Genomic DNA, 26853 nt, shown 5'->3' with positions numbered 1-26853 from the left:
TTACGAATAGGTATTAACATGAAAAATAATTACTTTTTTTTGGTACTTTTTTTCTGGAGTAGCTTAGCTTTCTCATCTGTTACGTGTGACACTGATAAGGTTAAGTCTTATTTTGATCTTGAAGTTACACTATCAGAGCCGCAATCAATTCAGGCTGTAGAAAAAAAGAAACAGTAAAGATCGATACTGAAAATGGAATGAAGGTAATTCCATTTGGACGCTTGAATGCGGAATGGAATACATTAAAAGATATGCATAAAGATGGCGATTGTCTCTTATTTATAAGAACAAGCGATGCCACTTGGGAGGCTTTCCATGGTTGGGAGGGGTATATCTTGATTAGAGATAATGAACCAATTTTTGGTTTAATCACCTCACTAAATTGAGTTAATAAATTGGTTTTTAATCTAGCATAGTGAAAATGGCTCTTACAATATGTATTTCTATCGTATTGTAAGAGCCATTTTCACACCTACAAAAATGCTGTACACTTAACCAGTCTTAAACTACTTTTTCTGGTTAATTTTGTCAGCTACATATCTGGGTTTTTTATTATCGCGCCATAGCCGTGATCGTAATGGTAACAATGAATTAAGTTACTGGTTAGCATCTGAAATGGGTGCGGTTAAATTGATCCCGGCAACCCAGCCGTTGGTGATGTTCATTCCTCAAGATCAACTTACCACGGCCTTAGCTTGTTTAAGTGAATTGAATCCGCGTTTTACGTATAAAAACCTGAAAATGCGCAGCTTTGATTTAGAGTTCATGAGTGCCTTTTATTTCCGTACCTCGCATGACTTTCACCGCGCACAAGAATTATTAAGACGTAAGCTAGTCACGGTATTAGAAGCAGACATTCGCCCAGCAGAACGTTACTTAATGGAACGGTTTGTTAAAGGGGCTGTTGAGTTCACTGGTACGCCAGTGCAACGTAGAGGTTATGTTGAATTTCAACAAGCACAGCTTAAACCGGCTGAACTGCCAGACAACTTAGTCGACAAAATTAAACAGATCTCATTGGATATAGAGTGCTCCGAACACGGTGAGTTGTACTCTATTGGTTTGTATTCATTAAGCCCAGCCTATTGCGCTGACGGTCAGCCTTTTAAACGGGTATACATGATTGGCGAACCTCTTGATAAAGACCTAACAAAAGCTGAGAAAGACTTAGCGCAAGATCCCGAAAGCGAGCCGTTAATCCATTGGGTTGCTGACGAAAAAAGTTTATTACTGGCATTGCAAGCATTCGTGATCAGTTACGATCCCGACATTTTTATTGGCTGGAACGTGATTAACTTTGATTTCCGTTTATTAGCCCAACGTGCCACCTTCCATAACCTTAAATTAGCGCTGGGTCGCGGTGGTCAAAACTTGCATTGGCGTGATGGCCGAACCCCACAACAACAAGGCTTTTTAACCTTACATGGTCGGGTAGTGGTTGATGGCATTGATAGTCTAAAAACCGCCACCTATAACTTCCCCAGTTTTAGTTTAGAAAACGTGGCACAAGAAATACTCGGTGTCGGTAAAGATACTGATGATGTTGATAACCGCATGGAACAGATCAACCACGACTTTCATTTTAACAAGGTCAAGCTAGCGAAATACAACCTGCAAGATTGCGTATTAGTATGGGATATTTTTGTTAAAACGAGGTTGTTAGATTTCTTGTTATTACGCTCGCAGTTAACCGGATTAGAATTAGATCGTAACGGTGGGTCGGTATTGGCGTTCACCAATGTCTACCTGCCTAAGTTACACCGTGCTGGTTATATCGCCCCTAATCTACGCGAGAGTGGGGTAATGGCAAGCCCTGGCGGTTACGTCATGGATTCATTTCCGGGATTGTATGATCATGTGATCGTACTGGATTTCAAAAGTCTGTATCCGTCGATTATCCGCACGTTCAAAATTGATCCGGTTGGGCTGCTAGAAGGGGTACAGAACCCAACTGAGGCGATACCCGGTTTCCGTGGTGGTTTGTTTGATCGGGATAAACATTACCTGCCTGATATTATTACCGAACTGTGGGCGCAGCGTGATCAAGCCAAACGTGACAAGGATGCCGCACGTTCGCAAGCAATTAAGATCTTAATGAATTCGTTTTATGGGGTGTTAGGATCAGGCGGCTGTCGTTTTTATGATACCCGTTTAGCCTCGTCGATCACCATGCGTGGGCAAGAGATCATGCAAACCACTGCGGCTTGGATCGAAGCCAAAGGGTACAAGGTTATCTACGGAGATACCGATTCGACGTTTGTATTACTCGATGCCGCTAAATTTACCGACGGTTATAGTGGGTCGTCAGCTGATCGCGGTTTACAAGCCGACCGCATGGGTGCAGAGCTGTCGGCGTATATTAACCAACAATGGCAGCAACTATTACGTGAAGATTACGATATCGATTGTTTCTTAGATATTGAATACGAAGTGCATTATCACAAGTTCTTAATGCCCACCATTCGTGGTTTGGATAAAGGCAGTAAAAAACGTTATGCCGGATTAGTGCATACTAAAGACGGGGAAAAGCTGATCTTTAAAGGGCTGGAAACCGTACGCACCGATTGGACTGATTTAGCTAAGATGTTCCAGATGGAGTTATACCATCGGGTATTCCATAATATTGCGGTCGAAGATTACGTGCTGGAAATTGTCGAGAAAACCTTAGCGGGTGAATTTAACGACAAGCTGGTTTACCGTAAACGTTTGCGCCAAGAATTAGCGCTATATGTGAAAAACGTGCCGCCCCACGTAAAAGCAGCGCGCGCCGCTGATGAAAAAAACCGGCAATTAGGGCAACCGTTACGTTATCAGCACAAAGCATGGATCAGTTATGTGCTCACCCTGAATGGCCCTGAAGCGGTCGAGCATCAACATTCAGTCTTGGATTTTGAGCATTATATTGAAAAACAAATTAAACCCATTGCCGATGGTATCTTGCCCTTTATTGGCTTGAGCTTTGATTTGATAACCGATCAGCAAATGGGACTGTTTTGACAGTCCTTAAAGCATTGTCTTTAAAACCGCGGTCCTTAAAACAACAGTCCTTAAAATAATAGTCCTTAAAACTAAAGTCCTGACAGTACTTTACCCGCATTTGTGAAATCCATCCTGACACATAAATAGAAACTGGTTTATCTTAGTGAGTTACTCCGTTATTCGTAATAGAGGTAAACCAGTATGTCTTAGCATAAGTTCATGCTGGTTTTGGAACCGACTTGTTCGTGACAGATTGTTTGGGTTAGTTTCGTTCTTGATAAATAGCCGCGAGTTGTTTTGACATGATATCGGCAATTTTAGGTTGGGCGGTGCGGTTGGGGTGAATACCGTCATTTTGCATCAGGCTTGGATCTACGGCGATCGTTTCCATGAAAAACGGCAACACGGTAATGTCTTTTTCACTGCCAACTTGGGTAAATACATCAGTAAACATTTTACTGTAGCGTGGGCCATAATTAGGTGGAATACGAATACTCATCACATACACGGGAATATTCTGCGCGTGTGCGAGATCCACCATTTGCGTCAGGTTACTTTTGATTAACTTAGGCGGAAAACCACGTAAACCGTCATTACCACCGAGTTCGATGATCAGTGCATCAATTGATTGCTTAGCCAAAATTCCCGGTAAGCGAGACAGGCCGCCAGCGGTAGTCTCACCACTGATACTGGCATTGATAATGTTATACGGGGCATTTTGATTAGAGAGCTTTTGATTAAGCAGGGTTACCCAGCCTTCGCTTTGTGTCATACCATAACTGGCACTAAGGCTGTCACCCAATAACAAAATTTTATGGTTAGCTGTGGCATGTGCTGCAGGTAACAAGATAACCATCAATAATAATACTTTAAAGGCATTTTTAAACATGAAGCTAAATTCCGACGTTATATTAAAAGTAAGTGCCTTAACTAAATCAGTTAAAACAGAGGCTAAAACCCTCGATATCTTATATCCGATGGATTTAACTGTGGTAGCAGGTGATTCATTAGCGATTGTTGGCGCGTCTGGCTCAGGTAAGTCTACTCTATTGTCTATTATAGCGGGGCTAGATTTACCTTCGAGCGGTGAAGTTTTTCTAAAAAATCAGCCCTTGCACCAATTTAATGAAGAGCAACGCAGTGCGGTTCGCGCTAAACATGTTGGGTTTATTTTTCAGCAGTTCTTATTAATCAATAGTTTAACTGCGTTGGAAAATATCATGTTACCAGCAGAGTTAGCTGGTATGGACAACCCAGAACAATTAGCGCGAGAATTATTAGCCAAAGTCGACTTAGTCGATAGAGCCGAGCATTTCCCCTCGCAGCTTTCTGGTGGTGAGCAACAGCGTGTGGCGATTGCGCGTGCATTTATTTCGAAACCGGATATTTTATTTGCCGATGAGCCAACGGGTAACTTAGACACTAAAACTGGATCTCACATTGCAGATTTGTTGTTTGAAATTAATAAGCAGCAGGGCACCACTTTGATTTTAGTGACCCATGATCCGAAATTAGCGGCGCGTTGTCAGCGTCAAGTGATCATGGAAAGTGGCCAGCTAAGTGAAGCCAATGTTGCCCCTATCATTGCCGAAACTGTCGTTACAAAATGTGTAGTTGCTGAACCTTCAGGAACTACACAGCCGTTGAGTGGGTCATTATGAGTTATTGGCGCATTCATTCGCTGCGATTATTAAAACACGAGTTAAAGCGCGGGGAACTGACCATTATCTTGTTGGCCATCGTACTGGCTGTGTCTGCAGTATTTGCCTTGTCTGGATTTTCTAGCCGCGTTAAACAAGCATTAACGGCTGAGAGCAGTACTTTTATTGCGGCTGACCGAGTATTGGATACCGGCAGTGTCATTGATCCTGCCGTATTAGCCAAAGCGAGCAGTTTAGAATTAATCCAAGCCCAGCAGATCCAAATGTCATCAATGGTGTTTACCGACGAAAAGATGGCGCTGGCGGCCTTGTCTGCGGTTTCGGCCAATTACCCACTACGCGGTGAATTATTGGTGAGTCCGTCGTTAGATTCCACCCAAGCGATTGCATCTAACTCGCCAAAATCCGGGGAGGCTTGGTTAGAGGCGAAGGGATTAAGGCTGTTAGATATTAAGCTGGGCGATAGCATTGAAGTTGGGGTTAAGCGTTTTAAAGTCACCGGGATTATTACCCAAATACCGGATGCGTCGTTTAGTGTGTTTAGTTCGGGCCCTGTGGTGTTTATTAATGCTCAAGACATACAGAAGACAGAATTAATCCAACCCGGTAGCCGATTAAGTTATAAATACCTGTTCGCCGGAGACGCCGACAATATCACTGCATTTGAGCAATGGTTCAAACCACAGTTGACTGATAACCAGCGTTGGTATGATATCAAATCACAAAACTCACCCTTAGCGAGAGCGTTAACGAAAGCGGATAAATACTTATCATTAGCCAGTATGCTGGGTATTGTTTTAGCATCTGTCGCTGTCGCGGTGGCCAGTCGTCGTTATAGTCAGCGCCATCAATCAGTGGTTGCGGTATTTAAAGCGATGGGCGCATCCAAGGGGTATGTGACTAAGCTGTATTGTCTGCATTGGTCACTGCTCAGTGTTCTGAGTATCAGTTTAGGGCTGGTTGTGGGTTATTTGATATTGAATATTGGCTTGTATGCTATGCGCGATTACCTTGATACCTCGACCACCGGTAATATGGCCTATCCTTTCTTAGTTGCGATTGTCACTGGCATTATTTGCGCTGTTGCGTTTGCTATTACGCCATTAAGAGAGTTGGTACAGACTTCGCCTATGACCCTGTTACGTGGTCGTGATGATAATGCCAATAACAGTTTATTCACGCGGTTAATGAATCCTGTGCCGTCGTTATTGGCTATTTTTACGCTGTTGTATTTGTTTAGCCAAGATGCAGTGCTCAGTGCGGCGTTATTAATTGGCGGCATGCTGGTGGCATTCGTGTTGTTAGTGATTGGTCGCTTGTTTATGTCGGCAGGACGTTCTGCAGGTAGTAAGGCGGGTAAGTCATGGCATTTAGCATTAGCTAATTTAAAACGTCGCGCTAATGAAAATGCGGTGCAATTAATCAGTTTTACCATCGCTATTCAGTTGTTATTGATTATCGTGGTCATGAAGAATGGCCTGATTGATGATTGGCAGAAGCAATTACCGGATAACAGTGCCAACCGATTTTTAGTCAATATTACCGCTAGCCAAGTTGAGCCAGTGGACAATTTTGTTGCTTCGTTAGGTATCGAATCCAGTGGTCTTTTTCCTGTGGTTCGCGGTCGGTTAACCAAAATCAATGATGACCAAGTGACCAAACGTGTGAGTAAGGAAGAAACCAAGTCTGCTGATAATGGCCGCCGTGGTGTGGGTCGTGAGTTAAACCTGACGTGGCGTGATGCATTACCTTATGAAAACAGTTTAGTTGCAGGTAACTGGTGGCAACCAGAAGACACCCGCGCGTTAGTGTCTATCGAATCGACATTAGCAGATAAGTTAGATGTCGCGGTCGGGGATAACTTAACCTTCCAGTTGGGCAGTGAAGAAATCGTCGTACTGGTGAGCAGTATTCGCAAAGTGAACTGGCAAACGCTGCAGCCTAACTTTTACATGGTCTTCAACCTACATGTGCTGGCGGACTTCCCTGCGACCTATATTTCCTCGTTATATGTGCCGGACGATGCGAAAGATGCATTACAGGATTTCTTAACTCAATATCCAACCATTACCTTGATTGATGTGGATGCCATTATTACCCAATTAAGAAGTGTGATAGGGCAGGTGTCGATTGCGATTGAGTTTATTTTGGTGCTAGTGGTACTGGCGGGCAGTTTAGTGTTGGTGGCACAGGTACAAGCCAGTATGGAAGAGCGTGAACGTGAACTTGCTATCTTACGTACGCTTGGCGCGAGTGGCCGCTTACTGCGTAATAGTGTGTTGTTTGAATTTGTCGCTTTAGGGGCGTTGGCTGGATTAATGGCAAGTATTGCCATGGAGCTGGGTGTGTATATTTTACAAAACCGTATCTTTGAGATGCCGGGGACTTTCCACTTTGAGTATTGGTTGTTAGGGATCGGTGCTGGCGCGATTTTTGTCGGCCTGATTGGTTTGCTTAGTTGCTGGCGTTTATTAAATATGTCGAGTGTGACGTTAATTAGACGGACCATGTAGTTTGAACGTGTTTTATTCACCGTAGCCGCGGTGCTATGACCTTGATCGTAGCACCGCTAAACGATGAATTAATTAGTGGTAAGTTAGTAATCGCTAATTCTTCACCAATCATTTTACTGGCAAAGTTTTGGGTGTAAAATATGACAGCACCAATGATTGTAACCATAAATATACGCAAAATTAATCGCGAACGCTGCATTGGTCGAATAACTGTTTAAACGGGTGGTAATGCTGGTAGTGATAAGCGGAAATAAAGGCTCATTAGGGTGTTTAATACACCGACTAATAGCGGTAATCGCCAATCACCAGTCCACCGAGTGGTCGCACTAAAAAGCATAATGCGAATATTCCCCACACGACATACTCAGCAATGTCATAAAACTCTAAGGCATTACCGGTGACTGCACCAATTTTTTGTTTCCATGTTAATCTGATCATATTATTCCTTTAATTCCATTATTAATGTTAAGAACTTCAATTTGATTGCCATCGGGGTCATAGCAGAAAAAATAATTAAACGAACCCAATCGAGCTTGTTTAATTGGGGTTACGGTTGTGCTTATTGATAATGTGTCGTGCATCGTAGTGACGTTATCAACTTCAATGGCTAAATGACGGATGCCAATGGCTTTGAGATAAATTAACGTGTCATGATGTTGTGACTTTACAGTGTCGGAAAATACAAACAGTTCAATGTGTGTATTTTGGCTATGGAGTAACACAATAGAACATGCTTCATCGTGGTATTGTTGCTCAATGGTAAAGCCAAATTGGCGATGATGTTTGTGATGGATTATTAGTAGAAATGGCTAATAAATTGCTATCATTGTGCCAACACGATGAAGTGGTGGGCCGCTGGTGTGGTGATGAATTTGTTTATATTATTCCTTCTCACAAGCGCGATTTTTTAGACCATAGAATTAATTATATTTTAGCGTCGCTCTCCGAACCGATTCAATTAGGAATTATTTTTTACGCTTGCCAGACGCGTTGTGGTTTTGTACTCAGCCATGAGTTAACCATAAAAGATGCAAGTAAATTGATGCATTTTGCTGATTTAGCGGTTGCCAAAGTAGGGGGCAATAAAGCCTGTCAGATTAATTACTTTAAACCTGAAATGGAAACTGCAGGTCATGAGCGGTTCGAGCTTGAGGTTGAGTTGCGTCATGTAATATCGCGTGGTGAGCTACGGTTACACTATCAACCTATTATTAATTTTAAAACGGGTAAATATGAACTAGCGGAGGCATTAGTCCGCTGGCAACATCCTCGTCGAGGTTTAGTGGAGCCACTGCAATTTATTGAATTGGCTGAAAGAACGGGATTGATTATTAATATTGGCCGTTGGGTTCTATGTGAAGCTATTCGTCAGTTAGCCGTATGGCGTAGTGACGAGCGAATTGATATTAATGAAGTAGCTGTAAATATATCACCAATACAGTTACAAGATAATGAGCTAATTCAGATGATTACGACTACATTAATAAAATATGATACTGAATCTGTGTTACTCGATGGTGGCGACGAAGCATTAGTAACAATTGCCCAGTTTAGAGCAATGGGAATTAAAATCGCGTTGGATGATTTTGGTACGGGTTATTCAAGCCTTAGCTATTTGTCTCGTATTCAACTGGATAAAATAAAGATTGATCGTTCGTTCGTTAATGAGATCGGTAATGCACGTGATGAAATTTTAATTGAAACAATAATAACAATGTCGCATAGGATGAATTTAGCCGTTGTCGCAGAGGGGATTGAGACCGCATCACAATCAATGCTGTTGGAAAAATTGGATTGTGAATATGGGCAAGGTTACTATTTTAGTAAACCGCTTGAGGCTGGGGCTATAACAAGATTTTTTAAAACGTTAAATGAACCTTGTATGAACTAATGAAGAATAAGGAAGTTGTCATGAATAAAACGGTAATTAAATATGGCCTTATATTAGCTGCGCTGGTTAATATTGGAGGGGTACTGACGTTCTCTAAATTGTTTAGTAATACGGCCCTTAATGACGCTGACCCTATTGTGATGTCTAACTTTGGTTTAGTCATTATTATGGTATGGGGACTGGCATATTTTGCTGCGGCGATGACCAAAGGTAATATTCGTTTGTTAGTTGCAGTTTTTGCGATAGAAAAGCTGGTATACGTGGGCGCATGGGTGTATTGGTTAACCACAAATAACTTATTTAGTCTGTACGAAACAGATTTATTTGCCGGTATGTTTTATACCATTTATGGCTTAAATGACTTGTTGTTTATGGTGTTTTTTATCAAGGTTTCTATGTATAAAGGCACTGATGTTTAACGATAAATGAGCGTTAATAGAAGCTAATAAGCGTAATTACAGTGCCTTTTATTATTTAAAACGATTAACCTACTTGTTCTAACTGTGCATTACGATAAGTGACAATATCTTCAATCGTTAATACTGGTAAATCGTGCTTTTCACCAAAAATGATGATCTCAGGTAAACGCGCCATGGTACCGTCTGGATTGGTTACTTCACACAATACACCAGCGGGTTTTAGCCCTGCTAGTTTCATTAAATCGATAGTGCCTTCGGTATGGCCGCGACGGGTCAATACACCACCCGGTTGTGCGCGTAGCGGGTAAACATGCCCTGGACGGGCCAGATCGCTAGGTACAGCGCCATCTGCAATAGCGGCTTTAATGGTTGTTACGCGATCGGCGGCAGATACACCCGTTGTAACCCCCACGGCGGCTTCAATACTGACAGTAAACGCAGTACCGTATTGGCTTGAGTTGTTCTCGACCATAGGTGCCAGTTCTAACTGTTTAACCCGTTCGTCAGGTAAACAAACACACACGATACCACTGCCTTCTCGGATCAGTAGCGCCATTTGTTCATTGGTAAGCGATTCAGCCGCATACACCATATCGCCTTCATTTTCGCGGTCTTCATCATCAACAACTAAAACCCCTTTGCCTAAACGTAATGCTGTTAGTGCTGTTTCAACTCGCGTGATAGCATCGCCAAAAGGGGAAAGTAAAGACTGATTCATGGTTTAAATCCTTAATATACAACTATATAAAATATTGGGTTCCAGAATCAGGGCGTGCAGAATTAGAAGTGCGTGATTAACCATCGACCAAGGCAGACGTTAACGCATCTTACATTCTCTCTCATCCGGACTTAGACATACTCGATGAATATGTTCATTACCGTCGGCTCTGGACTAGGCTATGAGGCATAGCGTTCACCAGATCTGCTGACCCTAAACGATGACTTTATTAAATCAGATGACTTTATAAATCATAAGTAGCTTAGGCGCTCGCGGGCTGAAATAAGGTTACGATTGTGACTTAATGGATCGTCCACCTTATTATTACCGCCGGTGGGGAATTACACCCCGCCCTGAGAATTATATCGTCGAGATAATTTATTTTATTACTCGCGAATAGAGTTATGGTGCGCTTATTTTGAAGAAATGACAAGTGTTTAAAAAGGTGACTATGTGTATTGATAACATTGCAATTAACCGCCTGCGAGTTTTACGGTATAGCCTTTTTTCTCTAAAAATTCTTTGGCCATATCTCGCTGATCACCTTGGATCTCGATGATGAAATCTTTGACACTGCCGCCAACACCACTTTTCTTTTTCAATTCTTTGGCTAGTGCTTTTAATTCTTTTTCTGGTAATTCGATACCGCTAATTGTTGTCGCGCCTTTACCTTTACGGCCTTTGGTTTCGCGGCGAATACGCACTATTCCATCACCTTCCGGCGCCGTTTCAACTTGTTTTTCTTCTTTTATACGGCCGCTTTCGGTGGAGAAAACCATGCGGATATTGTCATCGAAATGCATATCAATACTCATTAGCAATAATTTAAAAGGGTGGTCAGCTTGGCTGAATTGGTATGATTATAACAAACAAAAATGAAAATGATAACCAAGACGGTGAAGGTAAACCCAACGCGCTGAAGTCACTTGGGTACCGTCACTGCCTAGATTAAGCGCGATGCTTATGAATAATGTGGCTCAGTAGGCTGCCTTCTAATAGCGATTTGCGGACTAGCGCAACCCCAGCCATTGATGGCTCGTTCTGAAATTTAGCTTCATTAATCACCAGGTTCGGTACGAAACTACCTAAAGCATATTGTTGGACAGTGTGTTCAATCATCGGGAAAATGAGTGCTTTTGCAGCCACGATCTCACCTTTGATTAATACTTTCTGTGGGTTAAACAAGTTAACTATGATTGCAATTGCTTGACCGAGTAATTTACTCACCCGTAGCAGTACTTGTACCGCTAATTCATCACCGTCATTGGCAGCAGTACAAATCGCTTCGATGGTCAAGTTTTCGGGCGTTAGACAGGTTTCATGACCTTGCTTAATTAACCCTTTGATCTGTTTCAGGATCGCTTCATTAGAGGCTATAGTCTCTAAACAACCATGACTGCCACAGTGGCAAGGTAAACCCAGCGGATCAATACGGATATGGCCGATTTCACCGACTTGGTTATTGTAGTTAGTAAAAATTTTACCGTTATTAATAATGCCGGAACCAACACCATCATGCACAGACAATAATACGCTGTCTTGGCAATCTTGCGCAGCACCAAAGTATAACTCTGCTAATGATAAAGATTGGGTATGATTGGCAATATAAGCAGGCACATTAAACTCTTGAGTGAGCATCTTTCCGAGCGGTATATCTTTCAAATTGTGTTTTGGTAGATACACAATTGTGCCTGATTCACGGTCGATCAAGCCGGGTGATGTTACCGCAATAGCGATCAGATGTTGTTTATCAGGATTAATATTAGCACTAATGAAGTCTGCTATTTGTGCTATTAAAAACGGGATCACATCGTTGTTGGGAGCAGAGTCTAAAGCGACTCGGTAATCGGTCAGCTTAGTGCCTGCAATGTCATGCAAGGCGATGGATAAATTATTACGACCCAGTTTACAACTTAAAAAGATGAACGGATCTATTTTACAGGTGAGTGAGATGGCCGGTCGACCACCCGTAGAGGCTTGTTGTGCAACTTCTTTAATTAACCCCGCCGCCATTAATTGGCGTGTCATTTTAGTAATACTTGCAGGCGCTAGCTCGCTAAGTTTGGCTAAATCAACACGTGAAATTTGCTTCTGTTCATCGATAAGGCGATAAACAGAGGCGGTATTGACTTGTTTAATAAATTCAATATTGGCGACTGGGCTATGTTTCATAATTAGAAGCTTTTCACTTGTCCGTTTACAATGGTTTTTATAACTGTGAAGTCGGCATTAAAGGCTGTTAAATTCGCAACTTTGCCTTTTGCAATGCTGCCAAGTTTATCGTCTACACCAATGGCTTTTGCAGGGTATAGATTTGCCATACGCAGTGTTTCAGCTAGCGGTATGCCAACATGTTTCACTGTATTTTCAACTGCTTCGATCATAGTTAATGCTGAGCCGCCTAGTGTACCATCGGCACCAACACATTTACCATCACGATAGAACACTTCTGTACCTACAAAGTCAAAAGATTCGATGTTGGCCCCCGCTGGCGCGACTGCATCTGTCACTAAGACTAATTTTTCGCCCATTAATTTATGGCTCATACGTACATTGGCGTAATCGACATGGTGGCCATCAACGATAATACCGGCGTAAACGTCTTTATGATCGTAAATTGCACCAACCACACCAGGATCACGACCCGTAATTGAGCTCATGGCATTAAACAAATGCGTCGCAAAACGTGCACCGGCTTCAAAACCTTGCATACATTCGGTGTACGTTGCGTTAGTGTGACCAACTGATACTAATATGTCTGCTGCGGTTAACTGTGCAATGTGTGCCGCGTCAGTATTTTCTGGTGCTAAGGTTACTTTGCTGATCACTGCACTGTGGGTACAGATATGGTCGATCATCGTTTGCTCACTGTGGCGAATAAGGTCAATACTGTGAATGCCTTTTTTCGCTGTAGACAGGTAAGGACCTTCTAAATGCAAGCCGAGTGCTTGGTTGCTGTGTTTTTCTAAATACGCCGTCATGGTTTCAATCGCAGACTTCATTTCTGCATCGGTAGCCGTGATCAATGTTGGCAAGTAGCTAGTGCAGCCAAAGCGCTCGTTGGTCTGTTGCATGATTTCAAGGGTGTTAATACTGATATCGGTATTAAACAATACACCACCGCAACCATTGAGTTGTAAATCAATAAAACCAGCTGTTAAGCTTGCACCGGCAAGGTCAATACGTTCGATATCTGCTGGGCAATTTTCGACAGCAACCAAGTCATGAATGTATTCACCATCGACAATTACACAGTGCTCAGTTAACACACTGTCGTTTGTGTAGATAGTACAATTAGTGAGTGCATACATGGACTTACTCCGCAATAAAGCTTTGAATGTTCTGTGCTTCTAATTCTTTAAAGTAGCGTACAGTTTTAACTTTTAATTCCATCGTTGCGGGTTCGTCACACGCAATAATTGATTTTGGGTGTAACTGTAGCGCAGAGATAGTCCAAAGGTGGTTTACGCACCCTTCAACAGCTGCTTCAAGTGCTAATGCTTTGTTGTGGCCAGTGATCAACACCAAGATTTCTTGTGAGTCTAATAATGTCCCTACGCCAACCGTCAGTGCTAGTTTTGGTACTTGGCTAATATCGTTATCAAAGAACCGTGAATTAGCCATACGCGTGTCTTGTGTTAATGTTTTGATACGTGTGCGTGAAGCCAGTGATGATGCAGGTTCGTTAAATGCGATATGCCCATCAACACCTACGCCACCCATGAATAGGTTAATTTTGCCGTAGCGCTTAATTTTATCTTCATAACGCTGGCATTCAGCTTCAAGATCTTCTGCATTACCATTTAACAAGTTAACGTTTTCATCTTGAATGTTCACATGCTTGAAGAAGTTACTGTACATGAATGTGCGGTAGCTTTCTGGATGATCTTTATCTATACCGACATATTCATCCATGTTAAACGTAACTACATGCTCAAAGCTTACGGCATCTGCTTGATACAGTTTGATCAGTTCCTTATAAGTTGTTAACGGAGTACCACCGGTAGGCAGGCCTAATACAAATGGTTTGTCTGCGGTTGGGTTGAATGCGTTAATTTTACCAACAATGTAAGCAGCGCTCCAGCGACCAACTTGGGCTGGAGTAAGTAAAGGAATTAATCTCATGTGATACTCTCTATAATTTTTTGGTGGTGAACTATTCTTTTTTTCAATTGTAAATTAAGTTTTAGGATCCAGCTATCAAAACTTGCCTTTTTCTGCTCAAATCGTTGAAATAGATCACACTGTAGGCAATTAAAAGTGAATTTGGTTTGTCATTAACGCCATCTTACTTTACATTACGAAATAAGTTGTGGAGTAAGTACAAAGTCTGTTCTTTTAATGGAACTGCTACAGTTTCATAACAAGAACGAAACATTTGATTGGATTTTAAACTTAGATAAGGATGATGGCTGTATGTTTAGCTATTTACAAAAAATTGGTCGTGCATTAATGGTTCCAGTGGCAGTGCTACCTGCTGCTGCGGTATTAATGGGTATTGGTTATTGGATTGACCCAATCGCTTGGGGCGGTGAAAATATGCTTGCAGCATTTTTCATCAAATCGGGTGCTGCGATTATTGATAACATGTCATTATTGTTTGCTGTTGGTGTTGCTTACGGTATGTCAAAAGACAAAGACGGTTCAGCCGCGCTTGCTGGTCTTGTTGGCTTCTTAGTGGTAACAACGTTACTTTCACCGGGTTCAGTTGCTGCAATCCAAGGTGTGAGTGCTGACCAAGTGTCTGCTGCATTCGATAAAATCAATAACCAGTTTGTTGGTATTTTAGTGGGTGTTATCACCGCTGAACTATATAATCGTTTCAGTGAAGTTGAGTTGCATAAAGCGCTGACCTTCTTTAGCGGCCGTCGTTTAGTGCCAATTATTACTTCTTTTGTCATGATGGGTCTGTCATTTGTACTGATGTACATCTGGCCAATTATTTTTGATGGTCTGGTTACTTTTGGTACTAGCATTAAAGATATGGGTCCTACTGGTGCTGGTATCTACGCGTTCTTTAACCGTATGCTGATTCCGGTTGGTCTTCACCATGCACTTAACTCAGTATTCTGGTTTGATGTTGCAGGTATTAATGATATCCCTAACTTCCTTGGCGGTGCAAAATCACTTGCTAATGGCGCTGCAACTGTGGGTATTACTGGCATGTATCAAGCTGGTTTCTTCCCTATCATGATGTTTGGTCTACCAGGTGCGGCGCTTGCATTCGTGCATACCGCTAAACCGGAAAATAAAGCGAAAGTAATGTCAATCATGATGGCGGCTGGCTTCGCTACATTCTTTACGGGTGTGACAGAGCCATTAGAATTCTCATTCATGTTTGTGGCGCCGGTACTATTCGTGCTACATGCATTATTAACTGGTATCTCGGTATTTATTGCGGCATCTATGCATTGGATTGCAGGCTTCGGTTTCAGTGCGGGTCTGGTTGATTTAGTATTATCTTCACGTAACCCACTTGCTGTTAATTGGTACATGCTAGTGGTTCAAGGTGCAGCATTCTTCGTAATCTACTACGTTGCATTCCGCGCTATCATCGTTAAGTTTGACCTTAAAACGCCAGGCCGTGAAGATGCAGGCGAAGAGTCAGTTGCTCCTGCTAAAGCGGGTAAAGCTTCACACGCTGAAGTTGCGGCTAAAGTGTTTGAACTGGTGGGTGGTAAAGACAACATAGTACACGTTGATAACTGTGCAACACGTTTACGCCTTGACGTAAAAGATTCTGCACTTGTAAATGACGCTGAACTTAAGCGCCACGTACCAGGTGTGATCAAGCCAAGTAAAACTACGGTACAAGTCGTGATTGGTCCACAAGTTGAATTCGTTGCTAATGCACTTAAGAAACTTGTTTAATATCCTTCTCATGAGGTTGGCTACTTGGTAGTTAATCTTTAGGTACAAAAAGGGCGATGCATTTAATGCATCGCCCTTTTTTTGATTACGAATACTTACAAAATTTAGCTATACACTTTCCCAAGCACCGATACGCCTGTATGTGCTACTGGCGTACGTAAATTTAATGAAGCTGCTGCAACATTAGAAAATACAGTTGTGGTATGTGTTTCTGCAGATCTTCCTTTTGCTACGGGTCGTTTCTGTGAAGTTGAAGCCATTGCTAATGTGCAACATGCTTCAACATTCCGCAGTCCTGAGTTTGCAGAAGCTTACGGTGTTGCTATTCCTGATGGTGCATTACGTGGTTTAACGACGCGTGCTGTAGTATGTATCAATGCTGAAGGTGTTGTGACACACAGTGAATTAGTGGCTGAAATCACAGATGAAGCTAACTATGAGCTAGCGCTTAAAGCACTATAGTTATTACTGATTAAGAATCAATAATGGCTTCACGTTTCAAATTTAATTTGGAATAATGAATATGAAATAGCGCTGCAGGATCTGTAGCGCTATTTTTTATGCGTGTAGAAAATTTTACTGGTTGTTGGTGAGCAAGGTTAATACTTGCTGATAAGGATAGGCTTGCAGCGCGGCAAAATTACTGATCTTCTTCGCTTTCATTTTCATAAATAACGGGGTACTGATGCCGGATAAGAAACGCGTGATTAATACTGGCGTAGGCTGTTTGTTGCAAGCATTAATAAATGCTTGGCTTAGTTCGACAACGAGCTCTATCGATAGCGGTGGCATGCTGGCGGGTTGTGGCAACTGTGCAATGCGTCCCTGACAGACAGAGCAAGTACCGCATTGTTCTGGCGCTTTTTCATCACCAAAGTAGGTTGATAAACCTTTACTCAAGCATTGCGAACTCTGAATATATTGGCCTACCGCATGCACGCGTTTAATTTCACTTTGTTCTTTATGTGCAAATTGTTGATGCAGTGTTTCGGCTAATTGTTGACTATCAAAACGTGAATTCAATATCTGATATACATCGGTCATTAACTTGCTTTCAAGGACAATATTATTGCGTTCATGTAAAAATTCTAACGCGGTAATCACACGGCTTCGCTGTTCTTGATAACCTTCACTCATACGTTCAAAGTTAACCGTTGCCCAAGTGCGTTTCGCCGGTGATGCATTAAATATTTCTTCAATAAATACGCGTTTTTCATCAGTAAACTGGCTGAGTATTTGCGCCGGATCTTTTAAAAATTTAAAGCGGTATTCGGCGAAATACGAATACAGTGGCTTGATGATGCCTTGCATTTCTAAATACACCAGTAAGGTTTTTAATGGGGCTTGGCGCAAGTTACTGCTCATCGATAACCCGTATAAAGTATGTTCCCATTCAGTCCCAGCAGCTTGGATTTCGCTAAGTACCGTTTCAATGCCATTGAGCTCGGGTGTATCACCGTAAACGAAGTTTTCAAGAATACTTTGGTTATCTAAATTGGCTAATACCAGGCATTGTGAATCATTACCGTCACGACCCGCACGGCCAATTTCCTGGCTGTAGTTTTCGATGGACTTAGGCAAATCAAAATGCACGACGTTACGGATGTTACTTTTATCGATACCCATCCCGAAGGCGATAGTTGCAACAATACAGTCGATGCCATTACGCATGAAGCTTTGCTGCACTTCTTCGCGTATCTCGGTGGGCATACCCGCGTGATAAGCCACGGCTTCGATCCCCGCTTGTTGCAGGGCACTGGCTAGCTCTTCTGCAGTTTTTTGCAAGGTGACATAGACAATGGATGCTTGTCCGGCCTTTTTACCTAGCCAACGAGTTAGCGCATGCAGTTTTTTGTCTTGGGCAATAGGGTGCATTAATAAACTAAGATTAGCGCGATGAAAACCAGTTTGTATGATATTTTCTGGCTTGATATTAAACTTGGTTTCCATGTCTTTAATCACCGAGGGTGTCGCGGTTGCCGTTAATAATAAAGCTTGTTTAATGTTTAGCTCTTTTTGGTACTGCGGCAGTTTCAAGTAATCGGGGCGGAAGTTATGGCCCCATTCTGAAATACAGTGAGCTTCATCGATCACTAATAATGAAATCGGTACTTGCTTGATGAATTTACGAAAGCGTTCATTCTTCAAACGTTCAACCGAGATCATTAAGATCTTTACTTCGCCCTCACGGACTTTTGACATGGTATCTCTGACTTCATCGACAGACATGCTCGAATCAATTTTAGCCGCCGCGACGTTATGTTTCTTTAAAAACAATAGCTGGTCTTGGATCAGGGCTAATAACGGCGAAATAACTAAGGTTAAGTGAGGTAAATGTAACGCTGATACCTGATAGCATAATGATTTACCTGAGCCAGTTGGAAAGATGGCTGCACTTGAATTGCCACTGACAATACTGTTAATGACAGCTTCTTGGCCTTCTCTAAATTGATCATAGCCAAAATAGTGTTGTAACGTCTGGTGCAGCATATCTGTCTCTCGTATTATGAAACCAAAGGCGGTTGAGCAGGGGAGTATATAGTTTTTTGTTGAAAAAGTGATCCTGTAGATGGGGATAAAGCAGTGGCAATGCATATTTTTAACAGTCAATCACGATATTACAGGGTGCATTATGAAATATAAGCAACAATTTGGTGCTAGTTTGCTATCGATTAGTGCATTGATGCACTCTGCAATTGCTGCCGCTGAGGTATTTGTTGCTCCGTTTGGTGGATACAGTTTTGGCACAAGTGATTTTTCGGCAATAGAGTAAGTGGCTAGTTGATGCTGATCTAATGTGGCAAGGGCAAATTAACATGGGCGCAAAACTGACATTTTAGACTATGATCAGTGAATGTTTTGACACTATTATATGGATTTAATCATGACGTTAACAAAAAAGCTGGCTGCTGAGTTTATTGGCACATTTTGGTTAGTTCTAGGCGGTTGTGGTAGTGCTGTGCTAGCCGCTGCATTTCCAGATGTCGGTATCGGACTATTAGGGGTATCACTGGCATTTGGTCTGACTGTATTAACCATGGCGTTTGCGATTGGGCATATTTCGGGTTGTCATCTAAATCCTGCTGTTTCAATCGGGCTTTGGTCTGGCGGGCGTTTCTCTGCTGCAGAGCTCGGGCCTTATATTTTTTCGCAAGTATTAGGGGGGATTGCCGGTGCTGCGACCTTATATGTGATCGCGAGTGGTCAAGTTGGTTTTGATGCTTCTGCTGGTTTTGCATCAAACGGTTATGGAGAACATTCTCCAGGTGGTTATACGTTAGTCGCAGCATTAGTGACAGAAATCGTCATGACGTTCATGTTCTTAATTATTATATTGGGGGCAACGGATAAACGCGCGCCACAAGGCTTTGCACCGATTGCAATTGGTCTTGGTTTAACCTTGATCCACTTAATCAGCATTCCAGTTACCAATACCTCGGTTAATCCTGCTCGTAGTACCGGTGTGGCTATTTTCCAAGGTGATTGGGCATTGTCGCAGCTATGGTTATTCTGGGTTGCACCGATTGTCGGCGCAATCTTAGCGGGTATCGTTTACCGTTGGTTTGAAAGCGAAGATAAAGCCTAATTAACTATTTAATGTATTCATATTAATAAGTTGTAAGGGTAATTCAATAAATATTTTCTGTAATTGTCCCACTAAGTCGGAGAGTAAGACTTAGTGGGACAACTTTTTACGTATTATTTAAATGTAGCGCTTAATTTTTCAATATCTTCCGCACTTTTGTTTACTTCAATACCATAGTGATGAACTTGATTGGCATATAAGGTATTTTGCTTAGAAATACCATCGATAGTATGAATACTTTTCGTGATTTGATGGGCGACGATACTTTGCTCTTCAGCCGCGGTCGCTATTTGTGCTGTCATATCACTCACACCGTCAACATTGATGATAATGTTTTCCATTGCTTGTTTTATTTTCGAGCTATCTTCACTGCATTCTTCCGCGTTAGCTTTACTGGTCAGCATAACCTTGCTCCATGTGGTTAAAGTATTTTGTAATTCAACCACTGAATTTTGGATCTGAACTGCCGCTTCTTGAGTTCGACTCGCTAAGTTTCTGACTTCATCAGCAACGACGGCAAAGCCTCTACCTTGTTCGCCAGCTCTGGCTGCTTCAATTGCGGCATTGAGTGCTAACAAGTTAGTTTGGTCGGCGATCCCTTGAATTTCGGTCATAATTGTTGAAATATTATTTACATCATCAACTAGTTCAAGGGCATTTGAGGCGGCTTTATCAACGTCAGTAACTAAACCATCAATTTTACCTTGGCTTTGTTCGATAATTTGGATGTTTGCCTGACATTCATGTTGTACAACTAAAACTTTATCATGGGTTTGGTTAGTATTAACACTGACCTCTTCAATGGTCGAGCTCATTTCGGTAATTGCTGTCGAAAATTGGGTTAATTGTGAGTTTTCTTCTTGTATACCTTCCAGCATTTTTTGGGATGCATGTTCTAATTCTGAGGCTAGTATGACCAGTTTTCGCCCAGAATCTTGGCTTCTGCCTAGTATGGTTCTGATCCGCGCTTTATAGAGCTCTAATGGATAAGTGATAATACCTAATACGCCATTGCCTGAAAAAATAATACGTGACGGACTATCAAATAAAATTTTAGTTTTACTGACGTAGTTGGGAAACAGAAACAGTTCTTGAGTAAACAGCAGGGAAATAAGACCAATAGAAATGAGTAGCACTATTGATGACAGCATAGACTCGGTATATACAAAGTTAATGAGGAAGGCTGCGATAATAACCACTACCGCCATCATTCTTCGCAAGTGAATGTTGGTTTTAAAATCAGAAATTGACTTTTTGTTGTTTAATGTATCATATAGTTTCTGAGCGTGTTGTTTTTGTATGGCACTTGGTAGCGTTCTAACAGATTGATAACCGACTACTTTGTTATTGTCATAGACGGGCGTTACGTACGCATCTACCCAATAATAATCGCCATTTTTACAACGGTTTTTAACCATACCTCGCCACGAATCGTTGCGTTTTAGCTTCTCCCATAAATCTGAAAAAGCGTCTTTAGGCATTGATGGATGACGAACGATATTGTGATGCTGGCCTACTAATTCCTTAAGCGTATATCCAGCAATAGTACAAAATTCATTATTCGCGTAAGTGATCCTTCCATCAAGGTCTGTGATAGAGACTAATTGTACTGACGATGAGAAAGTTCTTTCTTTATTTGTTGTATGAGTCATTTCTTCCCTTTAGCTCATAAGACAGCATAAATTAATATGCTGGTTGTATAATAAATTGAGGAGAATCAATAGACTACAATATGGTTTACAGTTCAAGCTACAAATTGTGACTTACATCACACTGTAAGCCATAAAATAGAACATTTATCGCAGTTGTAATAATAAAGTGCAAAATTTATTGATCTGAATTCTGATTTTCACGTTATTTGGCCTTAAGGGGTTGAATTATTAATTTTTTTTACGTTTTCTGGAACCTGTATTAACAGGGCTTTTAAGTTCAGCTGTCAGCGTGATAATGACCATGGTCGTTAAGCCCGCTAATATTCCCCATAATGCCGAGCCAATATGCCACAAGGTAAAATCAGATGCGGTGACTAAAAAAGTCATAAGTGCTGCTTCTTTGTAAGGAGATTCAACAAAAGCCTGTTGTAAACTACCGCCAATCGTAGAGAATAGCGCTATCCCTGCTAATGCATATATTAAGGCTGACGGCATGGCTTGAAACAAGGTCATGAGGCTTAACGCACAAACTCCCATTAACAAATAGAACACCCCTGCACTCACCGCAGCCCAATAGCGTTTTTTCGGATCTTGGTCGGCTTCTTCTGACATACAGATTGCCGCAGTGATCGCGGCTAAATTAATACCGAAACCACCAAAGGGCGCAATGAGCATATTGGTGATGCCTGTGACCGTCATTAATTTGGATACCGGTGCGTGATAACCATGGGCTTTTAAAATGGCGATACCGGGCATGTTTTGGGTTGCCATCGTGACCAGAAACAAGGGTAAACCGATATTGATTAGCGCGGCGATACTCCATTCAGGCTCAATATATACCAGTTGGCCGATACTCCATTCTAATTCGGGCACGACAAACAGCCCCTGTATCGATGCTGATGTAATTGCCACCATTAAAATCGCGAACATGGAAAAACGCGGGATCAATGATTTACAAACTAAATAGGTGATAAACATTAGGCCGACAAGCTGTGGGGATTCATTCATGACATTAAATACGTCAATGCCAAACGACAATAAGATCCCAGCTAGCATGGCACTGGCGATTTGCAGGGGCACGCGATTCATTAACTTTTCAAATAACCCTGAAACACCTGACAGGGTAATTAAACCAGCGGAAAAGATGAAGGCGGCTACGGCTTCGTTAATGCTAAAGCCTTGGGTGCTGGTGATCAGTAACGCGGCTCCGGGTGTTGACCAGGCGATTAGTAACGGAGTGCGGTAATAGATAGATAAACCAATCGAAGTGAACCCCATGCCAAGTCCCAATGCAAAGACCCAACTTGATATCATAACTAAGTCTGCCCCGAGGTTCGACGCCGCTTGGTATATTAAAGCGATAGAGCTGGTAAAGCCGATTAAAGAAGCAATAAACCCCATGTTTATTCTATTTAATATTATGCTGCTGCTCATTGCCGCTACTTCTCCAATTATCGATTCCGTGATAAAGTGTTTGTACGTAATAACGCACAAGCTTCTTTTTATTACCACTGAAAGCTTTAAAAAAAAGAGTTATGACAAAGGACATTATTATCAATATTCATACATCGTTAGGTAGTCGCCTTAAAACGGCGCGCAGTAACAAAGGCTGGAGTTTAGATAAAACTAGTCAACATACTGGTGTATCAAAAGCTATGTTAGGGCAAATTGAACGCGGTGAATCAAGCCCAACCGTGGTACGACTGTGGAGTATTGCTAATGGTTTTGAGCTGCCACTGTCTTACTTTCTGACCGATTTAGCGCAAACACAGCCAAATACACCAGAAAATGTGTCTATAAATAAATTGCACAATAGTGAAGATGATATTCATATCGTGACATTATTTCCTTATGACGCAGTGACTAAACTAGAAGTATTCCAGATCACTTTAGATCCACAACGTGAACATATTTCGGCACCGCATAATGCAGGTGTGGTAGAGCATATCATTGCTGTTGATGGCGCTATGGAATACTTCTTAGCTCTCACAGCCGATGGCATTGCACAGCAGTGGCATGCCTTAAAGCAAGGGCAGAGTATTAAATTTAATGCTGACCAGCCACACGGTTACCGCAATATGACGGAGAAGCCTGTGACCATCCACAATATCATTAGTTATACCCAAGCTTAATTAAGTGTGAATAGTCACTGGCACGTTATATTAAGCTGGCTGACTATCGCTGTGAATAATCTTGAGATTGGGTCTGTTTTTATCTTACATCTGTGATCTGTTACCTTGTTAGGGGTATAAATAACCCCTAATATGAAGGTATATAAATCATATTGAGGAGAGCTAATGTTTACATTAAATATTGCTCCAGATTTACAATTAGCTATTGTGCAGCCGTCATTCGCCAGACATTATTTAGATATAGTTACGGCGGAACGTGCGTATTTATCGAAATGGTTACCGTGGGTGACTGATGCCAATAGTGAAGCCTTCTTCCTTGAGTTTATCCGTAAATCATTGCAAGGATACGCAGAAGGTAAGTCGATGACTTGTGCTCTGGTTTATCAGCATACGGTGGTGGGTAATGTCAGTTTCAACAGTATTGATCAGGAATTAAAAAAGGTTGTAGTGGGCTATTGGTTAAGTGAAAAATACCAAGGCTTGGGCATAATGACAAAAGCGGTGAGTTTTTTAATTGAATACGCATTTTCAGAGTTAAGCATGGATAAAGTCGAAATATGTGTCGCTGCTGATAATGGACCAAGTCGTCGACTGTGTGAGCGTTTGAATATGACCTTAGAAGGGATCATTAGCAATTATGAAAACTTGAATAGCGATATAATCGGTCACGCGATTTATGGTCTTCATTGCACTGATCTACGTTAAGGAACGACTTGTATATGGAAATAGCAGCATACTCACCGCAATATTTACCGGCATTACGTGCGCTTTATATGGCATCAAGGACGTCAACTTTCACTTGGTTGGATAGCCGCGGTTATCAGTTGACGGATTTTGATGCGCATGTTACCGATGACACTATTTATGTAGCCGTGACTGGTGACAGCGTACTTGGTTTTATTGCCGTTTATGAACCGGATAATTTCATCCATCATTTGTTTGTTGCCGATGATGCGCAGGATATGGGCGTTGGTACTAAGTTACTTGCTATGCTAACTGAGTTTAATGGCCGACCGCAGATATTGAAATGCCTGGTGAAGAATGAAAAAGCGATGCAGTTTTATCTTGCGAAAGGGTTTGTCGAGGTGGGTAAAGGTACGGGGGTAGTGGGGGATTATTTAGTGTTACGAAATGAATAAGCACAGCAAGGAAATTTGTTGTGCTTTCGTGTTTATTTATCGTTTACTAATATGGCGTTTTAAGCGGCATGTTATAGCGACAAGTTCGCATCAATTTTACAATGAGCGAGCGACTTCATAACCTTCCCAGATACTTGTCATAATAGTACGTGCTTTTTGGCTGTCACCAATGTTAAACACATCTTCAACATCCAGTTCATTTGCTAACTCATCAAACAAGCTATGCTCTGCTTTATAGCCCATCGCAAGGATAACGTGATCGACGCTGATTTCGCTCACTGCTGTTTGATCATTCGCAGGGCAAATTTCAATGCCATTATCAGTGATTGATTTTAAGAAGGTTGATGTTTTTATTTCAACGTTCTCTTGCTCCAATAGTTCTTTAAGCATCTGGTAGTTAGCAAAACAAGTACCGTGTGGACCACCAATAATATCGTCTGCACCTTCAACTAATATTGCTTTTTTGCCTTTTTGTGCAAGCCACAGTGCCGTTTCAGAACCAACTAAACCACCGCCAATCACCACTACACTTTCGCCAGTGATTAGGTCTGGGTTCATCAGTACATCTTCTGCAATGGCAACATGTGCTTTGTCTTGTCCGGCTAACCAAGTTGGAGTCGTTGGGCGAGACCCTGTTGCAAAGATCACACTGTCTGGTTGTTCCGCTTCAATGGTTGCTTTCGTTGCTGCAGTATTCATACGTACATCAACATTTTTACGATTCATCTCACCTTCAAACCAGGTAATAAGTTGCTTATCATCATGTTTGAATGGCGCTTGTGAACCAGGGATAACATTACCACCTAAGTTCTCTGATTTTTCAAATAGAACAACGTTATGTCCGCGTTCAGAAGCAATACACGCCGCTTCCATACCGGCAACACCGCCACCAATAACAACCACTTTTTTGGTTTTATGGGTTGCTGTTAGTTTATATTCTTCTTCACGGCCACAGCGCGGATTCACTGCACATGAGATGTTACCCACTTCTGCCATACGGCCTAGGCAGCCAAGGTGACAGGATAGACATGGACGTACTTCTTCAAAACGGCCACGACGGATCTTATTCACAACATCTGGATCAGCAAGTAATGGACGGCCCATCGAAATACCATCAGCGGCATGTTCCATGACGGCACGACTTGCCATGTCTGGGTTCTCCATACGGCCTGACATCAGTACTGGAATATCAACAACTTCAGATACCGCTTTACAGTAGGGTTTGTACATACCAGGTTTGAAGTAGTTAGGCGGATGATTCCAGTACCATGAATCATAGGTACCAGCATCCACGTTGAGGGCATCGAATCCTGCATCTTGTAGGTATTTAGCTGCTTGTAAGCCTTCTTCCATATCACGACCCACTTCAACAGCGTCTTCACCTGGTAGAATACCTTCGCCGAAGGCTTTCATGTTACCTTTAACAGAATAACGCAAGCTTACTGGGAAATCCTGACCACAAGTGGCCTTAATACCGTGTATTATTTCTACCGCAAAACGGTAACGATTCTCGAAACTTCCGCCATATTGATCTGTACGCTTGTTGAAAAATTCCATCGTAAACTGATCAAGTAGGTAGCCTTCATGTACCGCATGAATTTCGACGCCATCAAAGCCAGATTTTTTTGCAATAACAGCACTTTCGATGAATTTCTGAATGAAGTATTTCACTTCTTCCGTGGTTAATTCACGGTGAATAATAGTCGGGTCGAAACGGTTAGGCGCTTCAGATGGGGCGATAGATTTGTCTGCTGGCGTAAAGCCTGGCACACAAGAGCGTCCCCATCCAGCTGTTAATTGAGCAAATATTTTTGCCCCATAAGCATGAACTCGTTCTGTCAGCTCTTTACCACTGCGAATGTAGGAAATAGGGTGGTTAGTCGGGCAAGGTAACGATGGCATTGGGAACGGCTCAAGCGTATTCTCAACCATGTTAACGCCAGTGATGATCAAGCCTACACCACCTTTAGCCCTGGCGGTGTAATACTCAATACCACGTTGGTTATACGCGCCATCGGCATCCACACATCCAAGGGTACCCATCGGGGCCATAGAATAACGGTTTTTGAGTTTGAGTTTACCAATATACATCGGCTCAAATAGTACTTTATGTGATTGTTTTAACATTGCTTTGCTCCAGTACTTTACGGTAACAAATTTTTATCTTGTTACACTAACTGGTGTTAATTAGAACAATTCAGCACGTGAATTACTTTACTTTTCAGGCCATAGATTTGACACTTTAGGTCATTAGTAACTAAGTTGACTTAGATCATCCTTAGCGAGTCTTTT

General features: G+C 42.0%; 23 protein-coding genes, 1 pseudogene and 1 riboswitch. Of the genes and pseudogenes, 12 read left to right on the top strand and 12 right to left on the bottom strand.

All coding sequences use genetic code 11. The features are described 5' to 3' along the window. Positions 1–525: 525 nt before the first annotated feature. Complete coding sequence (locus HRT96_RS04915; RefSeq protein WP_293153045.1) at positions 526–2997, top strand: DNA polymerase II; 2472 nt, start codon at positions 526–528, stop codon at positions 2995–2997. A gap of 244 nt (positions 2998–3241) precedes the next feature. On the opposite strand, the gene HRT96_RS04910 is transcribed toward HRT96_RS04915, so the two are convergent. Next, positions 3242–3868, bottom strand: a complete 627-nt coding sequence (locus HRT96_RS04910) for an arylesterase (RefSeq protein WP_293153042.1) — start codon at positions 3866–3868, stop codon at positions 3242–3244. Between HRT96_RS04910 and HRT96_RS04905 the strand changes: the two genes are divergently transcribed. Together HRT96_RS04905 and HRT96_RS04900 are read left to right on the top strand one after the other, a co-directional pair. Then, a complete protein-coding gene (locus HRT96_RS04905; RefSeq protein ID WP_293153039.1) occupies positions 3867–4640 on the top strand; it encodes an ABC transporter ATP-binding protein in 774 nt (257 codons plus the stop codon). The two genes, HRT96_RS04910 and HRT96_RS04905, sit on opposite strands and share 2 nt — an antisense overlap. Beyond that, positions 4637–7153 (top strand): FtsX-like permease family protein, encoded by a 2517-nt coding sequence (locus HRT96_RS04900; protein ID WP_293153036.1) that lies wholly within the window; start codon positions 4637–4639, stop codon positions 7151–7153. The genes HRT96_RS04905 and HRT96_RS04900 overlap by 4 nt, the downstream gene beginning before the upstream one ends. 282 nt (positions 7154–7435) lie before the next feature. Here HRT96_RS04900 and HRT96_RS04895 read toward each other — a convergent pair whose 3' ends face one another. Further along, positions 7436–7591 carry a hypothetical protein gene (locus HRT96_RS04895; protein WP_293153033.1) on the bottom strand — a complete coding sequence of 52 codons (156 nt, stop codon included), beginning with the start codon at positions 7589–7591 and terminating at the stop codon, positions 7436–7438. Further along, the gene (locus HRT96_RS21920) at positions 7588–7875 is read right to left on the bottom strand and encodes a VOC family protein (protein ID WP_366051210.1); all 288 of its coding nucleotides are present in this window, start codon (positions 7873–7875) and stop codon (positions 7588–7590) included. The genes HRT96_RS04895 and HRT96_RS21920 overlap by 4 nt, the downstream gene beginning before the upstream one ends. A gap of 83 nt (positions 7876–7958) precedes the next feature. On the opposite strand from HRT96_RS21920, the gene HRT96_RS04890 reads away from it, so the two are divergent. Further along, positions 7959–9044, top strand: coding sequence for a bifunctional diguanylate cyclase/phosphodiesterase (locus HRT96_RS04890; protein ID WP_293153030.1), 1086 nt, complete (start codon positions 7959–7961; stop codon positions 9042–9044). Between the two features lie 20 nt (positions 9045–9064). Next, entirely contained in the window at positions 9065–9463 is a 399-nt protein-coding gene (locus HRT96_RS04885; protein WP_293153027.1) for a hypothetical protein, read from the top strand. Positions 9464–9527: 64 nt separating this feature from the next. Here HRT96_RS04885 and ribB read toward each other — a convergent pair whose 3' ends face one another. From ribB to nagB, 5 genes are all read right to left on the bottom strand, one after another. Beyond that, positions 9528–10181, bottom strand: coding sequence for a 3,4-dihydroxy-2-butanone-4-phosphate synthase (gene ribB, locus HRT96_RS04880; RefSeq protein ID WP_293153024.1), 654 nt, complete (start codon positions 10179–10181; stop codon positions 9528–9530). A gap of 109 nt (positions 10182–10290) precedes the next feature. Beyond that, a riboswitch (FMN riboswitch) is annotated at positions 10291–10546 on the bottom strand. A gap of 108 nt (positions 10547–10654) precedes the next feature. After that, positions 10655–10984 (bottom strand): stress response translation initiation inhibitor YciH, encoded by a 330-nt coding sequence (gene yciH / locus HRT96_RS04875; protein ID WP_043993643.1) that lies wholly within the window; start codon positions 10982–10984, stop codon positions 10655–10657. A gap of 145 nt (positions 10985–11129) precedes the next feature. Further along, positions 11130–12353 carry an ROK family protein gene (locus HRT96_RS04870; protein ID WP_293153021.1) on the bottom strand — a complete coding sequence of 408 codons (1224 nt, stop codon included), beginning with the start codon at positions 12351–12353 and terminating at the stop codon, positions 11130–11132. Between the two features lie 2 nt (positions 12354–12355). Beyond that, complete coding sequence (gene nagA / locus HRT96_RS04865; RefSeq protein ID WP_293153018.1) at positions 12356–13492, bottom strand: N-acetylglucosamine-6-phosphate deacetylase; 1137 nt, start codon at positions 13490–13492, stop codon at positions 12356–12358. A 4-nt stretch (positions 13493–13496) separates the two neighbouring features. After that, a complete protein-coding gene (gene nagB, locus HRT96_RS04860) occupies positions 13497–14306 on the bottom strand; it encodes a glucosamine-6-phosphate deaminase (RefSeq protein WP_293153015.1) in 810 nt (269 codons plus the stop codon). A 291-nt stretch (positions 14307–14597) separates the two neighbouring features. Here nagB and nagE point away from each other — a divergent pair, with 291 nt between their 5' ends. Beyond that, positions 14598–16052: an N-acetylglucosamine-specific PTS transporter subunit IIBC gene (gene nagE, locus HRT96_RS04855; protein ID WP_293153012.1), complete on the top strand. Its 1455-nt coding sequence runs from the start codon at positions 14598–14600 to the stop codon at positions 16050–16052. Between the two features lie 120 nt (positions 16053–16172). Further along, positions 16173–16514 (top strand): annotated as a pseudogene (tpx, locus tag HRT96_RS04850) (thiol peroxidase); the annotation flags it as partial. Between the two features lie 114 nt (positions 16515–16628). On the opposite strand, the gene HRT96_RS04845 reads toward tpx, so the two are convergent. Beyond that, complete coding sequence (locus HRT96_RS04845; protein WP_293153009.1) at positions 16629–18542, bottom strand: ATP-dependent DNA helicase RecQ; 1914 nt, start codon at positions 18540–18542, stop codon at positions 16629–16631. Between the two features lie 142 nt (positions 18543–18684). Between HRT96_RS04845 and HRT96_RS04840 the strand changes: the two genes are divergently transcribed. Together HRT96_RS04840 and aqpZ are read left to right on the top strand one after the other, a co-directional pair. After that, positions 18685–18825 carry a hypothetical protein gene (locus HRT96_RS04840; protein WP_293153006.1) on the top strand — a complete coding sequence of 47 codons (141 nt, stop codon included), beginning with the start codon at positions 18685–18687 and terminating at the stop codon, positions 18823–18825. A gap of 111 nt (positions 18826–18936) precedes the next feature. Then, positions 18937–19638, top strand: a complete 702-nt coding sequence (gene aqpZ, locus HRT96_RS04835) for an aquaporin Z (RefSeq protein ID WP_293153003.1) — start codon at positions 18937–18939, stop codon at positions 19636–19638. Positions 19639–19751: 113 nt separating this feature from the next. Here the strand turns inward: aqpZ and HRT96_RS04830 are convergent, their stop codons facing one another. Further along, on the bottom strand, positions 19752–21290 hold the full coding sequence (locus tag HRT96_RS04830) for a PAS domain-containing methyl-accepting chemotaxis protein (protein WP_293153000.1): 1539 nt from the start codon (positions 21288–21290) through the stop codon (positions 19752–19754). A 228-nt stretch (positions 21291–21518) separates the two neighbouring features. Further along, positions 21519–22724: a benzoate/H(+) symporter BenE family transporter gene (locus HRT96_RS04825; RefSeq protein ID WP_293152997.1), complete on the bottom strand. Its 1206-nt coding sequence runs from the start codon at positions 22722–22724 to the stop codon at positions 21519–21521. Between the two features lie 101 nt (positions 22725–22825). Between HRT96_RS04825 and HRT96_RS04820 the strand changes: the two genes are divergently transcribed. The 3 genes from HRT96_RS04820 (at position 22826) to HRT96_RS04810 (ending at position 24561) form a co-directional block, all read left to right on the top strand. Beyond that, entirely contained in the window at positions 22826–23422 is a 597-nt protein-coding gene (locus HRT96_RS04820) for an XRE family transcriptional regulator (RefSeq protein WP_293152994.1), read from the top strand. A 165-nt stretch (positions 23423–23587) separates the two neighbouring features. Then, positions 23588–24127 carry a GNAT family protein gene (locus tag HRT96_RS04815; protein ID WP_293152991.1) on the top strand — a complete coding sequence of 180 codons (540 nt, stop codon included), beginning with the start codon at positions 23588–23590 and terminating at the stop codon, positions 24125–24127. 14 nt (positions 24128–24141) lie between these two features. Continuing rightward, the gene (locus tag HRT96_RS04810; RefSeq protein ID WP_293152988.1) at positions 24142–24561 is read left to right on the top strand and encodes a GNAT family N-acetyltransferase; all 420 of its coding nucleotides are present in this window, start codon (positions 24142–24144) and stop codon (positions 24559–24561) included. Positions 24562–24657: 96 nt separating this feature from the next. Here the strand turns inward: HRT96_RS04810 and HRT96_RS04805 are convergent, their stop codons facing one another. Next, on the bottom strand, positions 24658–26688 hold the full coding sequence (locus HRT96_RS04805) for an FAD-dependent oxidoreductase (RefSeq protein ID WP_293152985.1): 2031 nt from the start codon (positions 26686–26688) through the stop codon (positions 24658–24660). Between the last annotated feature and the right edge of the window lie 165 nt (positions 26689–26853).

Source organism: Moritella sp., from assembly GCF_013215705.1.
GTDB lineage: Bacteria > Pseudomonadota > Gammaproteobacteria > Enterobacterales > Moritellaceae > Moritella.
The sequence above is the reverse complement of the archived record's forward strand: the minus strand, read 5'-3'. Positions and strand labels throughout refer to the sequence as shown.

Bases quoted from the DNA above. Each gene is read 5' to 3' on its own strand.
- HRT96_RS04905 (WP_293153039.1), top strand. From the start codon at position 3,867: ATGAAGCTAAATTCCGACGTTATATTAAAAGTAAGTGCCTTAACTAAA.
- HRT96_RS04910 (WP_293153042.1), bottom strand. From the start codon at position 3,868: ATGTTTAAAAATGCCTTTAAAGTATTATTATTGATGGTTATCTTGTTA.
- HRT96_RS04900 (WP_293153036.1), top strand. From the start codon at position 4,637: ATGAGTTATTGGCGCATTCATTCGCTGCGATTATTAAAACACGAGTTA.
- HRT96_RS04895 (WP_293153033.1), bottom strand. From the start codon at position 7,591: ATGATCAGATTAACATGGAAACAAAAAATTGGTGCAGTCACCGGTAAT.
- HRT96_RS04890 (WP_293153030.1), top strand. From the start codon at position 7,959: ATGGCTAATAAATTGCTATCATTGTGCCAACACGATGAAGTGGTGGGC.
- HRT96_RS04885 (WP_293153027.1), top strand. From the start codon at position 9,065: ATGAATAAAACGGTAATTAAATATGGCCTTATATTAGCTGCGCTGGTT.
- ribB (WP_293153024.1), bottom strand. From the start codon at position 10,181: ATGAATCAGTCTTTACTTTCCCCTTTTGGCGATGCTATCACGCGAGTT.
- yciH (WP_043993643.1), bottom strand. From the start codon at position 10,984: ATGCATTTCGATGACAATATCCGCATGGTTTTCTCCACCGAAAGCGGC.
- HRT96_RS04870 (WP_293153021.1), bottom strand. From the start codon at position 12,353: ATGAAACATAGCCCAGTCGCCAATATTGAATTTATTAAACAAGTCAAT.
- nagA (WP_293153018.1), bottom strand. From the start codon at position 13,492: ATGTATGCACTCACTAATTGTACTATCTACACAAACGACAGTGTGTTA.
- nagB (WP_293153015.1), bottom strand. From the start codon at position 14,306: ATGAGATTAATTCCTTTACTTACTCCAGCCCAAGTTGGTCGCTGGAGC.
- nagE (WP_293153012.1), top strand. From the start codon at position 14,598: ATGTTTAGCTATTTACAAAAAATTGGTCGTGCATTAATGGTTCCAGTG.
- HRT96_RS04845 (WP_293153009.1), bottom strand. From the start codon at position 18,542: ATGCTGCACCAGACGTTACAACACTATTTTGGCTATGATCAATTTAGA.
- HRT96_RS04840 (WP_293153006.1), top strand. From the start codon at position 18,685: ATGAAATATAAGCAACAATTTGGTGCTAGTTTGCTATCGATTAGTGCA.
- aqpZ (WP_293153003.1), top strand. From the start codon at position 18,937: ATGACGTTAACAAAAAAGCTGGCTGCTGAGTTTATTGGCACATTTTGG.
- HRT96_RS04830 (WP_293153000.1), bottom strand. From the start codon at position 21,290: ATGACTCATACAACAAATAAAGAAAGAACTTTCTCATCGTCAGTACAA.
- HRT96_RS04825 (WP_293152997.1), bottom strand. From the start codon at position 22,724: ATGAGCAGCAGCATAATATTAAATAGAATAAACATGGGGTTTATTGCT.
- HRT96_RS04820 (WP_293152994.1), top strand. From the start codon at position 22,826: ATGACAAAGGACATTATTATCAATATTCATACATCGTTAGGTAGTCGC.
- HRT96_RS04815 (WP_293152991.1), top strand. From the start codon at position 23,588: ATGTTTACATTAAATATTGCTCCAGATTTACAATTAGCTATTGTGCAG.
- HRT96_RS04810 (WP_293152988.1), top strand. From the start codon at position 24,142: ATGGAAATAGCAGCATACTCACCGCAATATTTACCGGCATTACGTGCG.
- HRT96_RS04805 (WP_293152985.1), bottom strand. From the start codon at position 26,688: ATGTTAAAACAATCACATAAAGTACTATTTGAGCCGATGTATATTGGT.